The organism is Paraburkholderia sp. UCT70 (assembly GCF_050434085.1).
In the GTDB taxonomy this organism is placed as follows: domain Bacteria; phylum Pseudomonadota; class Gammaproteobacteria; order Burkholderiales; family Burkholderiaceae; genus Paraburkholderia; species Paraburkholderia tuberum.
Genome location: NZ_JBNPVZ010000004.1, coordinates 2,961,088 through 2,980,303 on the forward strand (window position 1 = coordinate 2,961,088; position 19,216 = coordinate 2,980,303).

15 protein-coding genes, 6 tRNA genes and 3 rRNA genes are annotated in these 19,216 nt (G+C 60.4%); 6 read left to right on the top strand and 18 right to left on the bottom strand.

Annotation, left to right across the window (positions count from 1 at the left end; all coding sequences use genetic code 11):
* Window positions 1–9: 9 nt before the first annotated feature.
* The 18 genes from rplL to OKW41_RS39510 all read right to left on the bottom strand — a co-directional run bounded on the left by rplL (window position 10) and on the right by OKW41_RS39510 (window position 14,152).
* Window positions 10–387 (bottom strand): 50S ribosomal protein L7/L12, encoded by a 378-nt coding sequence (rplL, locus tag OKW41_RS39425; RefSeq protein ID WP_018420143.1) that lies wholly within the window; start codon window positions 385–387, stop codon window positions 10–12.
* Between the two features lie 63 nt (window positions 388–450).
* The gene (rplJ, locus tag OKW41_RS39430; RefSeq protein ID WP_184056644.1) at window positions 451–954 is read right to left on the bottom strand and encodes a 50S ribosomal protein L10; all 504 of its coding nucleotides are present in this window, start codon (window positions 952–954) and stop codon (window positions 451–453) included.
* Window positions 955–1,257: 303 nt separating this feature from the next.
* Window positions 1,258–1,956, bottom strand: a complete 699-nt coding sequence (rplA, locus tag OKW41_RS39435) for a 50S ribosomal protein L1 (RefSeq protein WP_429452024.1) — start codon at window positions 1,954–1,956, stop codon at window positions 1,258–1,260.
* Window positions 1,957–2,388, bottom strand: coding sequence for a 50S ribosomal protein L11 (gene rplK, locus OKW41_RS39440; RefSeq protein WP_429575831.1), 432 nt, complete (start codon window positions 2,386–2,388; stop codon window positions 1,957–1,959).
* A gap of 161 nt (window positions 2,389–2,549) precedes the next feature.
* Window positions 2,550–3,107, bottom strand: a complete 558-nt coding sequence (nusG, locus tag OKW41_RS39445) for a transcription termination/antitermination protein NusG (protein WP_075303275.1) — start codon at window positions 3,105–3,107, stop codon at window positions 2,550–2,552.
* 1 nt (window position 3,108) lies between these two features.
* On the bottom strand, window positions 3,109–3,489 hold the full coding sequence (gene secE, locus OKW41_RS39450) for a preprotein translocase subunit SecE (RefSeq protein ID WP_429452028.1): 381 nt from the start codon (window positions 3,487–3,489) through the stop codon (window positions 3,109–3,111).
* Window positions 3,490–3,523: 34 nt separating this feature from the next.
* Window positions 3,524–3,599, bottom strand: a tRNA-Trp gene (locus OKW41_RS39455).
* 64 nt (window positions 3,600–3,663) lie between these two features.
* Window positions 3,664–4,854, bottom strand: a complete 1,191-nt coding sequence (tuf, locus tag OKW41_RS39460) for an elongation factor Tu (protein ID WP_129958904.1) — start codon at window positions 4,852–4,854, stop codon at window positions 3,664–3,666.
* Window positions 4,855–4,916: 62 nt separating this feature from the next.
* A tRNA-Thr gene (locus OKW41_RS39465) sits at window positions 4,917–4,991 on the bottom strand.
* Window positions 4,992–5,007: 16 nt separating this feature from the next.
* A tRNA-Gly gene (locus tag OKW41_RS39470) sits at window positions 5,008–5,081 on the bottom strand.
* 40 nt (window positions 5,082–5,121) lie between these two features.
* Window positions 5,122–5,207 (bottom strand) — tRNA-Tyr (locus OKW41_RS39475).
* A gap of 156 nt (window positions 5,208–5,363) precedes the next feature.
* Window positions 5,364–5,477: ribosomal RNA gene (gene rrf / locus OKW41_RS39480) — 5S ribosomal RNA — on the bottom strand.
* A 252-nt stretch (window positions 5,478–5,729) separates the two neighbouring features.
* Window positions 5,730–8,611, bottom strand: a 23S ribosomal RNA gene (locus OKW41_RS39485).
* Window positions 8,612–8,977: 366 nt separating this feature from the next.
* Window positions 8,978–9,053: transfer RNA gene (locus tag OKW41_RS39490), tRNA-Ala, on the bottom strand.
* A gap of 53 nt (window positions 9,054–9,106) precedes the next feature.
* A tRNA-Ile gene (locus OKW41_RS39495) sits at window positions 9,107–9,183 on the bottom strand.
* 79 nt (window positions 9,184–9,262) lie between these two features.
* Window positions 9,263–10,793 (bottom strand): 16S ribosomal RNA (locus OKW41_RS39500).
* The 16S, 23S and 5S rRNA genes sit together here with 5 tRNA genes alongside, the layout of an rRNA operon.
* A gap of 352 nt (window positions 10,794–11,145) precedes the next feature.
* The gene (locus tag OKW41_RS39505; protein ID WP_429575832.1) at window positions 11,146–12,426 is read right to left on the bottom strand and encodes an SGNH/GDSL hydrolase family protein; all 1,281 of its coding nucleotides are present in this window, start codon (window positions 12,424–12,426) and stop codon (window positions 11,146–11,148) included.
* Window positions 12,427–12,529: 103 nt separating this feature from the next.
* Window positions 12,530–14,152: an NAD(P)/FAD-dependent oxidoreductase gene (locus OKW41_RS39510; protein WP_429575833.1), complete on the bottom strand. Its 1,623-nt coding sequence runs from the start codon at window positions 14,150–14,152 to the stop codon at window positions 12,530–12,532.
* 247 nt (window positions 14,153–14,399) lie between these two features.
* Here OKW41_RS39510 and paaA point away from each other — a divergent pair, with 247 nt between their 5' ends.
* The 6 genes from paaA to OKW41_RS39540 all read left to right on the top strand — a co-directional run bounded on the left by paaA (window position 14,400) and on the right by OKW41_RS39540 (window position 19,210).
* Window positions 14,400–15,398: a 1,2-phenylacetyl-CoA epoxidase subunit PaaA gene (paaA, locus tag OKW41_RS39515; protein WP_429454282.1), complete on the top strand. Its 999-nt coding sequence runs from the start codon at window positions 14,400–14,402 to the stop codon at window positions 15,396–15,398.
* Between the two features lie 36 nt (window positions 15,399–15,434).
* Complete coding sequence (paaB, locus tag OKW41_RS39520) at window positions 15,435–15,719, top strand: 1,2-phenylacetyl-CoA epoxidase subunit PaaB (protein ID WP_018418671.1); 285 nt, start codon at window positions 15,435–15,437, stop codon at window positions 15,717–15,719.
* Window positions 15,720–15,727: 8 nt separating this feature from the next.
* The gene (gene paaC / locus OKW41_RS39525) at window positions 15,728–16,552 is read left to right on the top strand and encodes a 1,2-phenylacetyl-CoA epoxidase subunit PaaC (RefSeq protein WP_429454280.1); all 825 of its coding nucleotides are present in this window, start codon (window positions 15,728–15,730) and stop codon (window positions 16,550–16,552) included.
* 7 nt (window positions 16,553–16,559) lie between these two features.
* A complete protein-coding gene (gene paaD / locus OKW41_RS39530; protein WP_090802184.1) occupies window positions 16,560–17,129 on the top strand; it encodes a 1,2-phenylacetyl-CoA epoxidase subunit PaaD in 570 nt (189 codons plus the stop codon).
* A 1-nt stretch (window position 17,130) separates the two neighbouring features.
* The gene (paaE, locus tag OKW41_RS39535; protein WP_429575834.1) at window positions 17,131–18,219 is read left to right on the top strand and encodes a 1,2-phenylacetyl-CoA epoxidase subunit PaaE; all 1,089 of its coding nucleotides are present in this window, start codon (window positions 17,131–17,133) and stop codon (window positions 18,217–18,219) included.
* 175 nt (window positions 18,220–18,394) lie between these two features.
* Window positions 18,395–19,210 carry a DUF1835 domain-containing protein gene (locus OKW41_RS39540; protein WP_429575835.1) on the top strand — a complete coding sequence of 272 codons (816 nt, stop codon included), beginning with the start codon at window positions 18,395–18,397 and terminating at the stop codon, window positions 19,208–19,210.
* Window positions 19,211–19,216: the final 6 nt, after the last annotated feature.

The following is a 19,216-nucleotide window of genomic DNA, read 5'->3' on the forward strand; positions in this document are numbered from 1 at the left end:
CGTTGAATCTTACTTGATTTCAACCTTCGCGCCGGCTTCTTCCAGCTTCTTCTTGGCTTCTTCAGCAGCAGCCTTGGGCACCGCTTCCTTAACGGGCTTCGGTGCACCGTCGACCAGATCCTTCGCTTCCTTCAGGCCGAGACCTGTCAGTTCGCGAACAGCCTTAATGACCGAAACCTTGTTTGCACCGGTTTCAGCCAAGATGACCGTGAATTCGGTCTGCTCTTCTGCAGCAGCAGCGCCGCCGGCTGCACCTGCCGGGCCAGCCACTGCAACAGCAGCTGCCGAGACGCCAAACTTTTCTTCGAACGCCTTGACCAGCTCGTTCAGTTCCAGAACCGACATCGAGCCTACGGCTTCGAGGATGTCTTCTTTTGCGATTGCCATTTGAAATACTCCTAAATTGAATTCGGATACAGCCAGCGATCAATCACGCTCGACTGAAGTGCATTACGCGGCGGCTTCTTCGCCTTGCTTCTTTTCTGCCAGCGCGGCCAGAGCGCGCGCGAAGCCAGAAACAGGTGCCTGCATAACGTACAACAGTTTGGAGAGCAGTTCTTCGCGGCTCGGGATGTTTGCCAGCGCTTGCACGCCAGCCTTGTCCATCACCTTGCCTTCGTAGGAACCAGCCTTGATGACCAACTTGTCATTGCTCTTGCTGAAGTCATTGACGACCTTAGCAGCAGCAATCGCATCTTCCGAGATGCCGTAGATCAGGGGGCCAGTCATCTGCTCTGCCAGCGGAGCAAACGGGGTACCCTCGACGGCGCGACGCGCCAGCGTGTTCTTCAACACGCGAAGGTAAACCTGTTGCTCACGCGCTTTCGCGCGCAGCTTGGTCAGATCGCCAACCGCGATTCCACGATACTCAGCCAGAACCACGGTCTGAGCTTTCGCGACTTGCGCGGCAACCTCAGCGACGACGGCCTGCTTGCTTTCTTTGTTGAGTGGCACGGTTAACCTCCAGATTCGATACACGCAGCGTGCGCCTTGTGTACCGCATTCAATAACGGCGTCCGACCAGTCAGGAGTATTTCGACCGTCAAAAATCCGTATCGCTACAGACATCCAACGGCTTCATCACTACACAACCTTTTCGGGTTCGCCATCTGCGTTGGCATTACATTAAGGACCAGCCTACTTGCTGCGTGCCCACCAACGGTCTTTGATAACCGGTCGCGCGATGCAGACTGCCACCTCGCAACCGCCCAAAGCCCTTAAAAGCCGCCCCAACTCGCGTCGGAGCGGCGAAATTCATTACTGGGCAGCGATCGACGTCTGGTCGACACGAACACCAACACCCATCGTGCTCGACAGAGCGACCTTGCGCAGATACACGCCCTTGCTCGTTGCCGGCTTCGCCTTCTGCAGCGCTTCGATCAGCGCATTCAGGTTGTTGCGCAGTTCCGCCGGTTCAAACGAAGCGCGGCCGATCGTTGCGTGGATAATGCCGGCCTTGTCGACACGGAATTGCACCTGACCAGCCTTGGCGTTCTTGACCGCGGTCGCGACGTCCGGCGTGACCGTGCCAACCTTCGGGTTCGGCATCAGGCCACGCGGGCCGAGAATCTGCCCGAGCGTACCTACGATACGCATCGTGTCCGGCGAAGCGATCACGATGTCGAAGTTCAGGTTCCCGGCCTTGACCTGTTCGGCCAGGTCTTCCATACCGACGACGTCAGCACCAGCGGCACGAGCCTGCTCAGCCTTTTCGCCCTGCGCGAACACAGCGACGCGGACCGACTTACCGGTACCAGCGGGCAGCACGACCGAGCCGCGAACCACTTGATCCGACTTCTTTGCGTCAATGCCGAGTTGCACGGCGACGTCGATCGACTCGTCGAACTTCGCGCTTGCGCATTCCTTCACGAGCGACAGAGCGGCTTCGATCGGGTACAGCTTCTGACGATCCACTTTGGCTGCAAATGCTTGCAGACGCTTCGAAAGCTTAGCCATTTACACGCCCTCCACGGTGATGCCCATCGAGCGGGCGCTACCAGCGATCGTGCGAACCGCTGCGTCCAGATCAGCAGCCGTCAGATCGGGCATCTTGGTCCTGGCGATATCTTCAGCTTGAGCGCGGGTGATCTTGCCGACCTTGTCGGTATGCGGCCTGCTCGAACCCTTCTCGAGCTTCGCTGCCTTCTTGATCAGAACCGTAGCCGGCGGCGTCTTCAGAACGAACGTGAAGCTCTTGTCCGCGAATGCCGTGATCACGACAGGAATCGGCAGACCCGGTTCCGTCGCTTGAGTCTGCGCGTTGAACGCCTTGCAGAACTCCATGATGTTCAGGCCGCGCTGACCCAGTGCCGGACCAACCGGCGGCGACGGGTTGGCTTTACCTGCAGGAATCTGCAGCTTGATAAAGCCGATAATTTTCTTTGCCATTTCGAGAACCTCTGTGGAACGCCGCCTTACGGGCGGACGCTCAGTGAGTAGTAGCGCGTGTTCGCCGGCAAACTGGCTAGTTACGCTCCTCAACGGCCATTACGCGGACCGTAAGCGCGAAATACGGAACGCACCTAGCGGTGCGTTCCGTAAAATCTAGACTACAACTTTTCGACTTGGCCGAATTCCAACTCGACCGGCGTTGCGCGGCCGAAGATTGTAACGGAAACACGGACTCGCGACTTTTCGTAGTTCACTTCTTCGACGCTGCCGTTGAAATCTGTGAAGGGGCCTTCTTTCACGCGCACCATCTCGCCTACCTCAAACAGGGTCTTCGGACGCGGCTTCTCCACGCCCTCCTGCATCTGCGACATGATCTTTTCAACTTCCCGAGGGGAGATCGGGCTCGGCCGATTACGCGCCCCGCCGACGAAGCCGGTCACCTTCGCCGTATTTTTCACGAGGTGCCACGTTTCGTCTGTCATTTCCATTTCGACTAAAACATAGCCCGGGAAGAAACGACGTTCGGTTACTGATTTGTGACCGCCCTTTACCTCAACAACCTCTTCCGTTGGAACGAGGATCTGGCCGAACTGATCCTGCATACCAGCCCGCTCGATGCGCTCCTGAAGCGCTCGTTGCACGCTCTTCTCCATACCGGAATATGCGTGCACTACGTACCAACGTTTGCCGCTCGGGGATGCCGGAGTATCACTCATATCATTTCCAACCCAGAATCGCCGAGAAAATCGCCCACTCAATGGATTTATCACAAACCCAAAGAAAGATAGCCATCACGACTACGAAGCCGAAGACCACGAGTGTTGTTTGGGTCGCCTCTTTGCGACTCGGCCAAACTACCTTGCGGACCTCTTTGTATGAGTCATTGGCGAAAGCGATGAAACCCTTGCCAGGCGCCGAGAGAAGACCGACTGCGACACCCGCGATCGCACCAACAGCCAAGGCGGCTCCGCGGATGTACCATTCCTGGCCACTAAGCCAGAAGAACCCCACGAACCCGGCCAAGACCAGCAACACACCTGCGATCAACATCAACTTGTCGCCGGATGTATTTACAGTTTCGACGGAAGGATTCGCCATAACACCTTAACAAGCGCCACTACGGCGCGATAATTGGCAGGGGCAGAGGGAATCGAACCCCCAACCTTCGGTTTTGGAGACCGACGCTCTGCCAGTTGAGCTATACCCCTAAACCATTTGGAGTTGACGACACCGCCAACCCCGATACAACCGATTATCGAGAACTCTCTGGCGTTACTCGATGATCTTGGCGACGACACCAGCGCCGACCGTACGGCCGCCTTCGCGAATTGCGAAGCGCAGACCTTCTTCCATCGCGATCGGGTTGATCAGTTTCACCGTGATCGACACGTTGTCGCCCGGCATCACCATTTCCTTGTCCTTCGGCAGCTCGATCGAGCCCGTCACGTCCGTCGTACGGAAGTAGAACTGCGGACGGTAGTTGTTGAAGAACGGCGTGTGACGGCCGCCTTCGTCCTTGCTCAGCACGTACACTTCAGCCGTGAAGTGCGTGTGCGGGTTGATCGAACCCGGCTTGGCCAGAACCTGACCACGCTCCACGTCTTCACGCTTCGTGCCGCGCAGCAGGATACCAACGTTGTCGCCTGCCTGACCCTGGTCGAGCAGCTTGCGGAACATTTCCACGCCCGTGCAGGTCGTCTTGGCCGTTGCGCGGATACCGACGATCTCGATTTCCTCGCCAACCTTGATCACGCCGCGCTCGACGCGACCCGTCACCACCGTGCCGCGACCCGAGATCGAGAACACGTCTTCCACCGGCATCAGGAACGCACCGTCAACCGCGCGCTCCGGCGTCGGGATGTACGTGTCCAGCGCATCGGCCAGGTTCATGATCGCTACCTCGCCCAGCTCGCCCTTGTCGCCTTCCAGCGCCAGCTTGGCCGAACCCTTGATGATCGGCGTGTCGTCGCCCGGGAAGTCGTACTTCGACAGAAGTTCGCGAACTTCCATCTCGACGAGTTCCAGCAGCTCGGCGTCGTCCACCATGTCGCACTTGTTCAGGAACACGATGATGTACGGAACGCCAACCTGACGCGCCAGCAGGATGTGCTCACGCGTTTGCGGCATCGGGCCGTCGGCAGCCGAGCACACCAGGATTGCGCCGTCCATCTGCGCCGCGCCCGTGATCATGTTCTTCACGTAGTCTGCGTGGCCCGGGCAGTCGACGTGTGCGTAGTGGCGGTTAGCCGTTTCGTACTCGACGTGCGCGGTGTTGATGGTAATGCCACGCGCCTTTTCTTCCGGTGCCGCGTCGATCTGGTCGTACGCCTTCGCTTCGCCGCCAAACTTCTGCGTCAGGACCGTCGTGATCGCTGCCGTCAGCGTGGTCTTGCCGTGGTCAACGTGACCGATCGTGCCCACGTTCACGTGCGGCTTGGTCCGTTCAAACTTACCCTTGGCCATTTTCGACTCCTAAGAGGATTTTCCGTACGTTGCGCCGGGCGCAAACAATCACCGATTACTTCTGGTGCCCATGGGCAGGATCGAACTGCCGACCTCTCCCTTACCAAGGGAGTGCTCTACCACTGAGCCACATGGGCGCTACCTCTGTGTTGCTGGAGCGGGTGAAGGGAATCGAACCCTCGTCGTAAGCTTGGAAGGCTTCTGCTCTACCATTGAGCTACACCCGCAAGGATCATGGATTCCCAACAACTGCTGCATCTTGCATTCTGGTGGAGGAGGTTGGATTCGAACCAACGTAGGCGTAAGCCAACAGATTTACAGTCTGCCCCCTTTAGCCACTCGGGCACCCCTCCGCAGAGAACTGACAATTGTGGGGGAACAATGTCTCTTTGTCAAGGGCTGCTTGACCGTTCCGATCCCAACGCTCTCACTTATATAGTGATTGGCTGTTAGCCGTCCGTAAACGCAAAAACCCCACCGCGGCGGGTGGGGTTTCTGACTGGGGAGGAGCCTGACGATTACCTACTTTCACACGGGCAATCCGCACTATCATCGGCGTGGAGTCGTTTCACGGTCCTGTTCGGGATGGGAAGGGGTGGGACCGACTCGCTATGGTCATCAGGCATGACGGGTTGCTGCGTCGCAGGGTTGGAGTCAACCGGTTGCGCCACAGCCAATCGGGAAGAAGCGTAAAGGATTCGGGTGGGGGTTGTGTTGTTTCTGGCACAACACCGATCTCAACCGTGTGCGTGTTCCTGCCCCCTTCGGGGGTGGGGTCCGGGTAAGCGCTTTGCATGGGCCCGGAGTAAGTGCTGAAGCACTAACTCCGGCCGACAGCTGAAGCGCTCACGCTGACCGCAAAACACACCGGTTATAGGATCAAGCCTTACGGGCAATTAGTATCAGTTAGCTCAGTACATTACTGTACGTGCACACCTGACCTATCAACGTCCTGGTCTTGAACGACCCTTCAAGGGGCTCGAAGCCCCGGGGATATCTCATCTTAAGGCGAGTTTCCCGCTTAGATGCTTTCAGCGGTTATCTCTTCCGAACATAGCTACCCGGCGATGCCACTGGCGTGACAACCGGTACACCAGAGGTTCGTCCACTCCGGTCCTCTCGTACTAGGAGCAGCCCCCTTCAAATATCCAGCGCCCACGGCAGATAGGGACCAAACTGTCTCACGACGTTTTAAACCCAGCTCACGTACCTCTTTAAATGGCGAACAGCCATACCCTTGGGACCGGCTACAGCCCCAGGATGAGATGAGCCGACATCGAGGTGCCAAACACCGCCGTCGATATGAACTCTTGGGCGGTATCAGCCTGTTATCCCCAGAGTACCTTTTATCCGTTGAGCGATGGCCCTTCCATACAGAACCACCGGATCACTATGACCTGCTTTCGCACCTGTTCGACTTGTCAGTCTCACAGTCAAGCACGCTTATGCCATTGCACTATCAGCACGATTTCCGACCGTACCTAGCGTACCTTCGTACTCCTCCGTTACACTTTGGGAGGAGACCGCCCCAGTCAAACTGCCTACCATGCACTGTCCCCGACCCGGATCACGGGCCAAGGTTAGAACCTCAAACAGATCAGGGTGGTATTTCAAGGACGGCTCCACGCAGACTGGCGTCCACGCTTCATAGCCTCCCACCTATCCTACACAGACCGGTTCAAAGTCCAATGCAAAGCTACAGTAAAGGTTCATGGGGTCTTTCCGTCTAGCCGCGGGGAGATTGCATCATCACAAACACTTCAACTTCGCTGAGTCTCGGGAGGAGACAGTGTGGCCATCGTTACGCCATTCGTGCAGGTCGGAACTTACCCGACAAGGAATTTCGCTACCTTAGGACCGTTATAGTTACGGCCGCCGTTTACCGGGACTTCAATCAGGAGCTTGCACCCCATCATTTAATCTTCCGGCACCGGGCAGGCGTCACACCCTATACGTCCACTTTCGTGTTTGCAGAGTGCTGTGTTTTTATTAAACAGTCGCAGCCACCAGTTTATTGCAACCCTTTCACCCTTCTGGCGCAGGCCAGTCAGGCTATGAGGGCGTACCTTATCCCGAAGTTACGGTACCAATTTGCCGAGTTCCTTCTCCCGAGTTCTCTCAAGCGCCTTAGAATACTCATCTCGCCCACCTGTGTCGGTTTGCGGTACGGTCACTGTGAAACTGAAGCTTAGAGGCTTTTCCTGGAACCCCTTCCAGTTGCTTCGTCGCCTGAGCGACTCGCCTCGCACCCTTGAATTCCGCGCCCGGATTTGCCAAAGCGCCTTCTCCAATGCAAGGACCGGGACTTCCAACACCCGGACAACCTTCCGCGATCCGTCCCCCCATCGCATTTCACAATGGTGCAGAAATATTAATCTGCTTCCCATCAGCTACGCATTTCTGCCTCGCCTTAGGGGCCGACTCACCCTACGCCGATGAACGTTGCGTAGGAAACCTTGGGCTTACGGCGAGGGGGCCTTTCACCCCCTTTATCGCTACTCATGTCAGCATTCGCACTTCCGATACCTCCAGCACACTTTCCAGTGCACCTTCGCAGGCTTACGGAACGCTCTCCTACCATGCACATTGCTGTGCATCCGCAGCTTCGGTATATGGCTTAGCCCCGTTACATCTTCCGCGCAGGACGACTCGATCAGTGAGCTATTACGCTTTCTTTAAAGGGTGGCTGCTTCTAAGCCAACCTCCTGACTGTTTTAGCCTTCCCACTTCGTTTCCCACTTAGCCATATTTGGGGACCTTAGCTGGCGGTCTGGGTTGTTTCCCTCTTGACACCGGACGTTAGCACCCGATGTCTGTCTCCCGTGATTGCACTCTTCGGTATTCGGAGTTTGCTATGGCGTAGTAATCCGCAATGGACCCCACAACCATGACAGTGCTCTACCCCCGAAGGTGATACACGAGGCACTACCTAAATAGTTTTCGGAGAGAACCAGCTATTTCCAGGTTTGTTTAGCCTTTCACCCCTATCCACAGCTCATCCCCTAACTTTTCAACGTTAGTGGGTTCGGTCCTCCAGCACGTGTTACCGTGCCTTCAACCTGGCCATGGATAGATCACCTGGTTTCGGGTCTACACCCAGCGACTGGACGCCCTGTTCGGACTCGCTTTCGCTACGCCTGCCCTAATCGGTTAAGCTCGCCACTGAATGTAAGTCGCTGACCCATTATACAAAAGGTACGCCGTCACCCCTTCGCAGAGGCTCCGACTGTTTGTATGCATGCGGTTTCAGGATCTGTTTCACTCCCCTCCCGGGGTTCTTTTCGCCTTTCCCTCACGGTACTGGTTCACTATCGGTCGATCACGAGTATTTAGCCTTGGAGGATGGTCCCCCCATCTTCAGACAGGATTTCACGTGTCCCGCCCTACTTCTCGTACACCCAGTTCTTCCATGCTGTTTTCGTCTACAGGGCTATCACCTGCTATGGCCGCACTTTCCAGAGCGTTCGACTAACAATACAGATAACGTGTACAGGCTGATCCCATTTCGCTCGCCACTACTCTGGGAATCTCGGTTGATTTCTTTTCCTGCGGTTACTTAGATGTTTCAGTTCACCGCGTTCGCCTCACGCAGCCTATGGATTCAGCTACGGATACTCCATTAGGAGTGGGTTTCCCCATTCGGACATCTCCGGATCAATGCTCGTTTGCCAGCTCCCCGGAGCTTTTCGCAGGCTACCGCGTCCTTCATCGCCTGTGATCGCCAAGGCATCCACCACATGCACTTGTTCGCTTGACCCTATAACGGGTGTGTCTCTGTCGACCAGTGTTAGCGCTTTAGCGCTTACTCTGGTCCCATCCCCGGAGGGGACAGGTTCCCAAAGGAGTCGACCATTCACGTTCCGTTACAGGTTGAGTATTCGTGTTGCGCCGTATTCCAAGGCAATCTTTCGATCACCTTTAAAATACATCGATACAATCACAACCCTGATTCACCTACTCACACACCCATCTCCAGGTATGCTTTCGTGAATCTCTTTACTACTTCTTCCTGATTGTTAAAGAACGGCAGCCGGTATGAAGCCTGTGCCTCATACCGCCCTGACTGGCTCAATCGCCAATGCGCAACGCTCTGCCTTCAGGCAGAACCCTGCGCATTGAGGATTGGTGGAGGATGACGGGATCGAACCGACGACCCCCTGCTTGCAAAGCAGGTGCTCTCCCAGCTGAGCTAATCCCCCAGTCCCACAGCTATTCCAGCGGCCCCAGCCCTTCAGCTCACCAGACAAGACCGTGGTGGGTCTGGATGGATTCGAACCATCGACCCCCGCCTTATCAAGACGGTGCTCTAACCGGCTGAGCTACAGACCCCTGATGTCTGTCTGCGTTGCTTCCATTAACCACAGCCGATAAGCGTGAGCACTTGAGTGCAGTGAATGCACAGCTCTGGAAAGGAGGTGATCCAGCCGCACCTTCCGATACGGCTACCTTGTTACGACTTCACCCCAGTCATGAATCCTACCGTGGTGACCGTCCTCCTTGCGGTTAGACTAGCCACTTCTGGTAAAACCCACTCCCATGGTGTGACGGGCGGTGTGTACAAGACCCGGGAACGTATTCACCGCGGCATGCTGATCCGCGATTACTAGCGATTCCAGCTTCACGCACCCGAGTTGCAGAGTGCGATCCGGACTACGATCGGTTTTCCGGGATTGGCTCCACCTCGCGGCTTGGCAACCCTCTGTTCCGACCATTGTATGACGTGTGAAGCCCTACCCATAAGGGCCATGAGGACTTGACGTCATCCCCACCTTCCTCCGGTTTGTCACCGGCAGTCTCCCTGGAGTGCTCTTGCGTAGCAACTAGGGACAAGGGTTGCGCTCGTTGCGGGACTTAACCCAACATCTCACGACACGAGCTGACGACAGCCATGCAGCACCTGTGTTACGGCTCCCTTTCGGGCACTCCCGCCTCTCGGCAGGATTCCATACATGTCAAGGGTAGGTAAGGTTTTTCGCGTTGCATCGAATTAATCCACATCATCCACCGCTTGTGCGGGTCCCCGTCAATTCCTTTGAGTTTTAATCTTGCGACCGTACTCCCCAGGCGGTCAACTTCACGCGTTAGCTACGTTACCAAGCCAATGAAGGCCCGACAACCAGTTGACATCGTTTAGGGCGTGGACTACCAGGGTATCTAATCCTGTTTGCTCCCCACGCTTTCGTGCATGAGCGTCAGTATTGGCCCAGGGGGCTGCCTTCGCCATCGGTGTTCCTCCACATCTCTACGCATTTCACTGCTACACGTGGAATTCCACCCCCCTCTGCCATACTCCAGCGCTGCAGTCACCAATGCAGTTCCCAGGTTAAGCCCGGGGATTTCACATCGGTCTTACAGCACCGCCTGCGCACGCTTTACGCCCAGTAATTCCGATTAACGCTCGCACCCTACGTATTACCGCGGCTGCTGGCACGTAGTTAGCCGGTGCTTATTCTTCCGGTACCGTCATCCCTCACGGATATTAGCCACGAGGTTTTCTTTCCGGACAAAAGTGCTTTACAACCCGAAGGCCTTCTTCACACACGCGGCATTGCTGGATCAGGCTTGCGCCCATTGTCCAAAATTCCCCACTGCTGCCTCCCGTAGGAGTCTGGGCCGTGTCTCAGTCCCAGTGTGGCTGGTCGTCCTCTCAGACCAGCTACAGATCGTCGGCTTGGTAGGCCTTTACCCCACCAACTACCTAATCTGCCATCGGCCGCCCCTTGAGCGCGAGGTCTTGCGATCCCCCGCTTTCCTCTCCCGAGCGTATGCGGTATTAATCCGGCTTTCGCCGGGCTATCCCCCACTCCAGGACACGTTCCGATGTATTACTCACCCGTTCGCCACTCGCCACCAGACCGAAGTCCGTGCTGCCGTTCGACTTGCATGTGTAAGGCATGCCGCCAGCGTTCAATCTGAGCCAGGATCAAACTCTTCAGTTCAAACCTGTTACTGTTTTCGGGCTCTCTCGAACCCGGTCGCTCACTCAACGTACTGACGATGATTGATCCGTCTTCCGACAGACAAACCTTCCTCCAATACTGTGTGAGGCTTCTGATACTTCTGCCTGACAGCAGATTCCACAGAATCCGCCGCCGCATTCCGCATCAAGCGCCCACACTTATCGACTGTTAGTTTTTAAAGATCGGTCCGCCAGACCCGCAGCGCCTGAACCACCACTACCCGGCACTGCTTCGTTTGCGTCGCTGCGTCTGCAGCAGAGAAACGGGATTATGGAGACTCTTTCGCGTCTCGTCAATACCCGTTTTTGCTTTCGCTTAAAAAAGTTGCCGCTCACTTCCGGGTCGCATCCACCACGACCTCGACGGGAACTGCAGCGGCCATAGCCGCGTAGCCCGCGTCGCTTGGATGGATGTGATCGCCGCTATCGAAAGCGCGCTGCAGACGCTCCGGCTGCGCCCGATCGCGCAACGCCGCGTCGAAGTCGACGACGCCATCGAAAGCACGACTAGTTCGGATCCACTGATTAACCGCGAGTCGGATGTTTTCCCGCTCCTGTGGCAGCGACGCCGGCGTCAGCGTCGCGCCGAACATCTTGACACCGTTGCGCCGCGCGGCCGCGATCACTCGCTGGTAACCGGCGATCAGATCGGCAGCCGTGACCAACGTATGAGGAAAATCGCAGTCGAGCCCGCCATGAGGCGGCATTGCCGCAAAGTTGATGTCGTTGATGCCAATCAGCAGGATTACCGCTTTGACGCCTGGACGTCGCAAAACGTCGCGCTCGAAGCGGCTCGCAAGCGCGTCGCCATAGCAAGGCGAGTCGCTCAGGAGCCGGTTGCCGCTGATGCCGAGATTCACGATCGCGGTCGACTGCGCGCCGCTCGCCGCCAGTCGCCGAGCCAGCGCATCCGGCCAGCGACGGTTCTGGTTGAGGGTGGAGCGCATGCCGTCGGTGATCGAGTCGCCAATCGCGGCCACGGCAAGCGACGGTGCCGCCGCCTCCACCGACAAACCCGTGACCCACACATATTGCGTGAAGCGGCCGCGAAACGCCGTGGCGGACGCGTCGGTGGTGTGATTGCCGGGCCCGGACACATAATTCACCTGATTCGACACTCGGTGCCATGCGACGATCCGCTGCTCCGGTCCCACGAACGCACTGATCGCATATGGCGCGCCCTCGACGACATCGATCGCGACCGGATCGCCGTCCACCTCGCCGCCAGGCGGAACGCTGACCGCGCCCTTACCGCCAAACGTCACCCGACTGCCAGCGCCCTCGACTGCTGCCGCGCCACCGGCGGAGCGCGCGATGCGCAGTTCGTCGATGACGAGAGGCGTCCTGCCGTACGCATTGCTCAGATGAATTCGCGCGACCCTCCCCGACAACGTCGGATACATGATTTGCCGAACGGTGCGCCCGGCGACTTCCGGCGCGCGATACAGCGGTGGCAACTCGGCCCGCTGTGGAATCGGTTGCAGCGCGGTCGCCCAAACGGCGACCCAATGCTCGGACGCTTCGGCAGCGAACGCACTCGAGGAAACGACAAACGGGGCAAATTGGGCAAGCAGCGCCGCGCCGCATGCGGCAGCCAGGGTGCGAATGGTCATTCGGAGGATCGGTTCGAGGCGAAACGCGCATTGTGCCCGAACGACGCGGCAATCGCCGGCAGGTCCGCTTACCCCGGCGCCCGGCGGCTGTGCCGGCTCGGACTCACGCCGTTTGCTGACTCATGATCTTCAGCGCGACCGCTTCGGCGACCTCGATTCCGTCGATTGCCGCCGAGTAGATCCCGCCCGCATACCCCGCACCCTCGCCCGCCGGATACAGCCCGTTGACGTTGACACTCTGGTAGTCGTCGCCGCGACGCACGCGTACCGGCGACGAAGTTCGCGTTTCAACGCCGGTCAGCACCGCATCATGCATCGCGAAACCTGCGATTTTCTTCTCCATCTGTGGCAGCGCTTCGCGAATCGCTTCGATCGCGTAGTCGGGCAGCGCGGTGCTGAGATCGGTTGGCCGCACGCCCGGCTTGTACGACGGAACGACCGAGCCGAGTGAAGTGGACGGCCGCCCCGCGATGAAGTCGCCGACCAACTGCCCTGGAGCCATATAGTTACCGCCACCGAGCTCGAACGCCCGCTCCTCCCACTTGCGCTGGAACGCGATGCCGGCGAGCGGCCCGCCCGGGTAGTCGTCTGGCGTAATGCCGACCACGATGCCCGCGTTCGCGTTGCGCTCCGCGCGCGAGTACTGGCTCATGCCGTTCGTGACGACGCGCCCCGGCTCCGACGTGGCCGCCACCACGGTGCCGCCAGGACACATGCAGAAGCTATAAACCGCTCGCCCGTTGCTGCAGTGGTGCACCACCTTGTAGTCGGCTGCGCCGAGCTGTTTGTGACCGGCAAATTTCCCAAAACGGCTCCGATCGATCACCCCTTGCGGATGCTCGATCCGAAAACCGAGCGAAAACGGCTTCGCCTCGACGTGAACGCCGCGGTCGTACAGCATCTGGAAGGTATCGCGTGCGCTATGGCCGACCGCCAGCACAACGTGGTCGCAGCGCAGCGTCTCGCCGGTCGACAGCTTCAGCCCGCGCACCTGGCCGTTGTCGATGTCGATGTCCTCGACACGCGTTTCGAAGCGCACTTCGCCGCCCAACTCATGGATGCTCGCTCGCATCTTCTCGACCATGCTGACGAGACGAAACGTGCCGATATGCGGCCGGCTCAGGTACAGGATGTCCTCCGGCGCACCGGCCCGCACGAATTCATCGAGCACCTTGCGGCCGTAGTGTTTCGGGTCCTTGATCTGGCTGTAGAGCTTGCCGTCCGAAAAGGTGCCCGCGCCACCTTCGCCGAACTGCACGTTCGACTCGGGATTCAGCACCGATTTGCGCCACAGGCCAAACGTGTCCTTGGTGCGCTCACGTACGGCCTTGCCGCGCTCGAGGATGATCGGCCGGAAGTCCATCTGCGCGAGGATCAGGCCCGCGAACAGTCCGCACGGCCCCATGCCGATGACGACCGGACGCGGCGTGCTCAGTTGGGCGGGCGCTTCGGCGACGAACTTGTAGCTCATGTCGGGCGTCACCCCGCAATGCGGCACGTCGGCGAGCCGTTTCAGCGCGGCCCCTTCATCCTTGATCTCGACATCGACGATGTAGGTGAGCTTGATGTCGGCGCGCTTACGCGCGTCGTGCGCGCGGCGAAACACGGTGTATCGGATGAGCCCGTCCCGCGCCACGCCGAGTTCCGTGAGGCGCGCACGGATGGCGGCTTCGAGGGCGCTTTCGGGATGATCGAGCGGGAGTTTGATTTCGCTTAGACGTAACATGAGTACCGGGGATGCAAGTGGGCCGCAAATCGCGGCCAATTCGCAATTTTACCGGTAAGTGTCGACGCGGGGTGACGGCCGGTAATGAACCGCCGGCCCATCGAAACCGGGCAAACCAGCATGCATGCTTCGGCGCCCTCAATGAGCTATCAGCCCCAACGTCTCTGCACAAAAAATTTATTAACCGACCGGTCGGTTGGTTTATACTACGCCGACACAGACCACTCCTCCAGAGAGAGCGTCCCTCATGTACACCCAATCCCTCGATATCCCCGGCACCGTCGCCCCGCTGGACGCGGACGCGAATTCGCCCGAACAGGCTCGCTTCGACGCGGTCATGACCGCCGACGGCAAGATCGAGCCGCAGGACTGGATGCCCGACGCGTACCGCAAAACGCTAGTGCGGCAGATCTCGCAGCATGCGCACTCGGAGATCGTCGGCATGCTGCCCGAGGGCAACTGGATCACGCGCGCTCCGAGCCTCAAGCGCAAGGCGATCCTGATCGCCAAGGTGCAGGACGAAGCCGGCCACGGCCTCTATCTGTATAGCGCCGCCGAAACGCTCGGCGTCTCGCGCGAGCAGCTGATCGACGCGCTGCACGCGGGCAAGGCCAAGTATTCGAGCATCTTCAACTACCCGACGCCCACCTGGGCCGACGTCGGCGTGATCGGCTGGCTCGTCGACGGCGCGGCGATCATGAACCAGATCCCGCTGTGCCGCTGCACGTACGGCCCGTACGCCCGCGCGATGATCCGCATCTGCAAGGAAGAGTCGTTCCATCAGCGCCAGGGCTTCGACGCGCTGCTCGCGATGATGGCCGGCACCGAGGCGCAGCGCGAGCTGGTCCAGCAGGCGGTGAACCGCTGGTGGTGGCCGGTGCTGATGATGTTCGGCCCAAGCGACAGGGACTCGGTCCACAGCAACCAGTCGGCCAGATGGGGCATCAAGCGCATCACCAACGACGACCTGCGCCAGAAATTCGTCGACGCGACCGTCGAGCAGGCGAAGGTGCTCGGCGTCACGCTGCCCGACGCGGACCTCAAATGGAACGAGGCGCGCGGCCACTACGACTACGGCGACATCGACTGGGAAGAGTTCTGGCGCGTCGTCAATGGCGACGGCCCGTGCAACCGCGAGCGCCTCGCGACCCGCGTGAAGGCCCATGAAGACGGCGCCTGGGTACGCGAAGCCGCGCTCGCCCATGCGGAAAAGCAGCGCCAGCGCGCGCAGCAGCACGCCGCCTGAGTGGCAGCGCACATCAAAGGAATCAGGAGATCAGCAATGAACAAGGAATGGCCGATTTGGGAAGTGTTCGTGCGCAGCAAGCAGGGACTCGACCATAAACACTGCGGCAGTCTGCATGCCGCCGACGCGCCGATGGCGCTGCGCATGGCGCGCGACGTCTACACGCGCCGCCAGGAAGGCGTGAGCATCTGGGTGGTGCCGTCCTCGGCGATCACGGCCTCGGCGCCGCACGAGAAGGCCGAGCTGTTCGAACCGGCGGGCGACAAGATCTATCGCCACCCGACGTTCTACACGCTCCCCGACGAAGTCAACCACATGTAAGCGCGGCCATGACCACTACGTCCTCCACTACGTCCATTACGCCCGAACATCTCCAGTACGTGCTGCGCCTCGCGGATACCGCGCTGATCCTCGGTCAGCGCAACACCGAGTGGTGCGGCCACGGCCCGATCCTCGAAGAGGACATCGCGCTGTCGAACATGAGCCTCGACCTGATCGGCCAGGCGCGCCTGCTGTACACGCACGCGGCCGCGCTCGAAGCGCAGCTCACCGGCCGTCAGCGCAGCGAAGACGACTACGCGTACTTCCGCGCCGAGCGCGAATTCGCGAACTACACGCTCGCCGAGTTGCCGCATTACGGGCCGCTCGCCGGCACCGCGCAGGCCGGGAAGGATTACGCGGTCACGATCGTGCGCAACTTCCTGTACGCGACGCTGATGATGCATCTGTGGGGTGCGCTGACGGGCTCCAGCGACGGGCAGCTCGCCGCGATCGCCGCGAAGTCGATCAAGGAAACGCAGTACCACGTGCATCACGCGAGCGAGTGGCTGATCCGTTTCGGCGACGGCACCGACGAATCGCACCGTCGCGCGCAGGCCGCGCTCGACTATCTGATGCCGTACACGTACGAGTTCTTCAGCGCGGACGCGGTGGAAGACGCGGTCGCCGCGGCCGGTATCGGCCCGCGCACCTCGGCGCTGGAAGCCGCGTGGCTCGACGACGTGCGCGCCACGCTCGACCAGGCCACGCTGACGCTGCCCGCGGCGCTGCGGCACGTGAGCACGGGCAAGCACGGCGAGCATTCGGAGCACATGGGTTTCGTGCTCGCGCAAATGCAGAGCCTCGCGCGCCAGCATCCGGGCGCCAGCTGGTGAGCACGCGATGACGACCTCGACCGCTCCGCAGCCCGCGAACGCCGCCGCTGCCACGACCGACGCCGCGCTCACCCGTGCATGGACCGTGCTCGAAGCGGTACCCGACCCGGAGATCCCGGTGGTGTCGATCCGCGAACTCGGCATCCTGCGCGACGTGCGACGCGCCGCGGACGGCGCGCTCGAAGTCGTGATCACGCCGACCTACTCGGGCTGCCCGGCGATGTCGCAGATTGCCGAAGACATCGGCCGTGCGCTCGAGGCCGCGCAGCTCACGCCATACCGCGTCGCCACCGTGCTCGCGCCGGCGTGGACCACCGACTGGATCACGGCCGAAGCCCGCGAAAAACTGCGCGTCTACGGCATCGCGCCGCCGACGGGCAACTGCGGTTCAGCCGCGACGTCAGCGCCGCAGGAGAAAGTGCTGCGCTTCGTGCCGCGCGCGCTGCCGGCCCCAGGCTGCCCACGCTGCGGCTCGGCGCACACCGAGCGGCTCGCGCAATTCGGCTCGACCGCCTGCAAGGCCCTGTATCGCTGCCTCGACTGCCGCGAACCCTTCGACTACTTCAAACCGTACTGATATGGCCACCCCGCAATTCCATCCGCTGCGTATCCGCGAAGTGCGCCCTGAAACCGCCGATGCGGTCTCGGTCGCCTTCGAAGTCCCGCCCGAACTGCGCGACCACTATCGCTTCACGCAGGGCCAGTTCGTCACGCTGAAGACGCATATCGACGGTGAGGAAACGCGCCGTTCGTATTCAATCTGCGTCGGCGTCACCGACTACGATCGCGACGGCGAGTTGCGCATCGGCATCAAGCGCGTGCGCGGCGGGCGTTTCTCGAACTTCGCGTTCGACACGCTGCAGCCGGGCCACACGATCGACGTGATGACGCCCGACGGCCGCTTCTTCACGCACCTGAACGCGGAACAGGGGCAGCAGTACCTCGCGTTCTCGGGCGGCTCGGGCATCACGCCGGTGCTCGCGATCATCAAGACGACGCTCGAAGTCGAGCCGCGCAGCACCTTCACGCTCGTGTACGGCAACCGCAGCGTCGACCAGATCATGTTCGCCGAGGAGCTCGAGGATCTGAAGAACCGCTTCATGAACCGCTTCGTGCTGTATCACGTGCTGTCGGACGACCTGCAGGACGTCGAGCTGTTTAACGGCGTGCTCGACCAGGAAAAATGCGCGGCGTTCATCGAGCAACTGCTGCCGGCCGACGCGATCGACGAAGCGTTCATCTGCGGCCCCGCGCCGATGATGGATGCGGCCGAGGCCGCGCTCAAGGCAGCCGGCGTGCCGCCCGCGAAGGTGCACGTCGAGCGCTTCGGTACGCCGCTGCCGCAGGCGGGCGTGCCGCCCGTCGAGATCACCGCGGACACCCCCGCGGCCGAGCTCGAAATCGTGCTCGACGGCAAGCGGCGCAAGCTGCGCCTGCCGTATCAGGGCACGAGCGTGCTCGACGTCGGGCTGCGCGCCGGTCTCGCGCTGCCGTATGCGTGCAAGGGCGGCGTGTGCTGCACCTGTCGCGCGAAGGTGCTCGAGGGCGAAGTGAAGATGGAAAAGAACTACACGCTCGAAGAGGACGAGGTCCGCGACGGGTTCGTGCTGACGTGTCAGTGTCATCCGGTTAGCGACAAGGTCGTCGTCAGTTACGACGAACGTTGAGTCGAGTGCTTTCGTGGCCCAGGTACGGACTGCCCTCCTGTGACGTCCGCCACCGCTTTCGGCCGTTTCGCGATCCGCTTAAACTAGGGGCCGCTCATCGATCGGGACATCGGGTTCCAGTCGGCGAGCGGCCTCTTTTTGTTACAGCTGCAGGTGTCACTGCAAGCCCTTGCCCATGAGCACGATTCACCTCACCAACGGCGATGTCGCCGCCGAGTCGCTGCGTACCGCGCTCGACCAGGCGGGCCGCGACGATCGCGTGCAGCCGCTGCGGGACGATCTGGCGGTCGGCCCGTTACGCGGCGTCGACGACGCTGCGCACGTGCGCGCCGACTTCTGGGAACGCGTCAGCGCCGACACGCAACGCGACTTCGTGCGCGAGTTCCGCGAACAGGCCGCGGTGCTCGACGGCCTCGCCAGCAGCACCGCGAATCTCGTGGTGTGGCACGGCGAAAGCGCGTCCGATCAACTGATGCTGCGCCGCGTCTGCTACCTGGTGTGCAACAGCCCGCAGCGTTTGAACGAAGTGCGTCTGTCGATCGCCGACCTCACCGATCCGCAAGCGTGGGCGCATACCCGCAAGGATCGCGCGACATCGGTCGGCATGTTTGCGCCGGACGTATTGCAGACACACCTGCCGGACGCCGCGCCGATTTCCGTGCAGCGCATCAGCCGGCTCGCGCTCGAATGGCAGGAGGTCAAACAGGCGAACGGCGAGACGCGGCGCTGGCGTGACAACACCTTCACGAACGGCAGCGTTGCCGAAATCGACGCGCTGATCCTCGACCGCGCAACCGACGCCTGGCAGCCCGCCGCGCGCGTCGCCGCCTACGTGATGACCGCCGGGTTGTGGTTCCTCGTCAGCGACAGCATCGTGCTGTGGCGCATGCGAGAACTCGCGGCGCTGCGGCGCATCCGCCTGCGCGGCGACGCGAACGAATGGCGCTCGCTCGAACTGCGCGGGGCATCCCCCCCCTGCTCACCCCAATAAGACAAG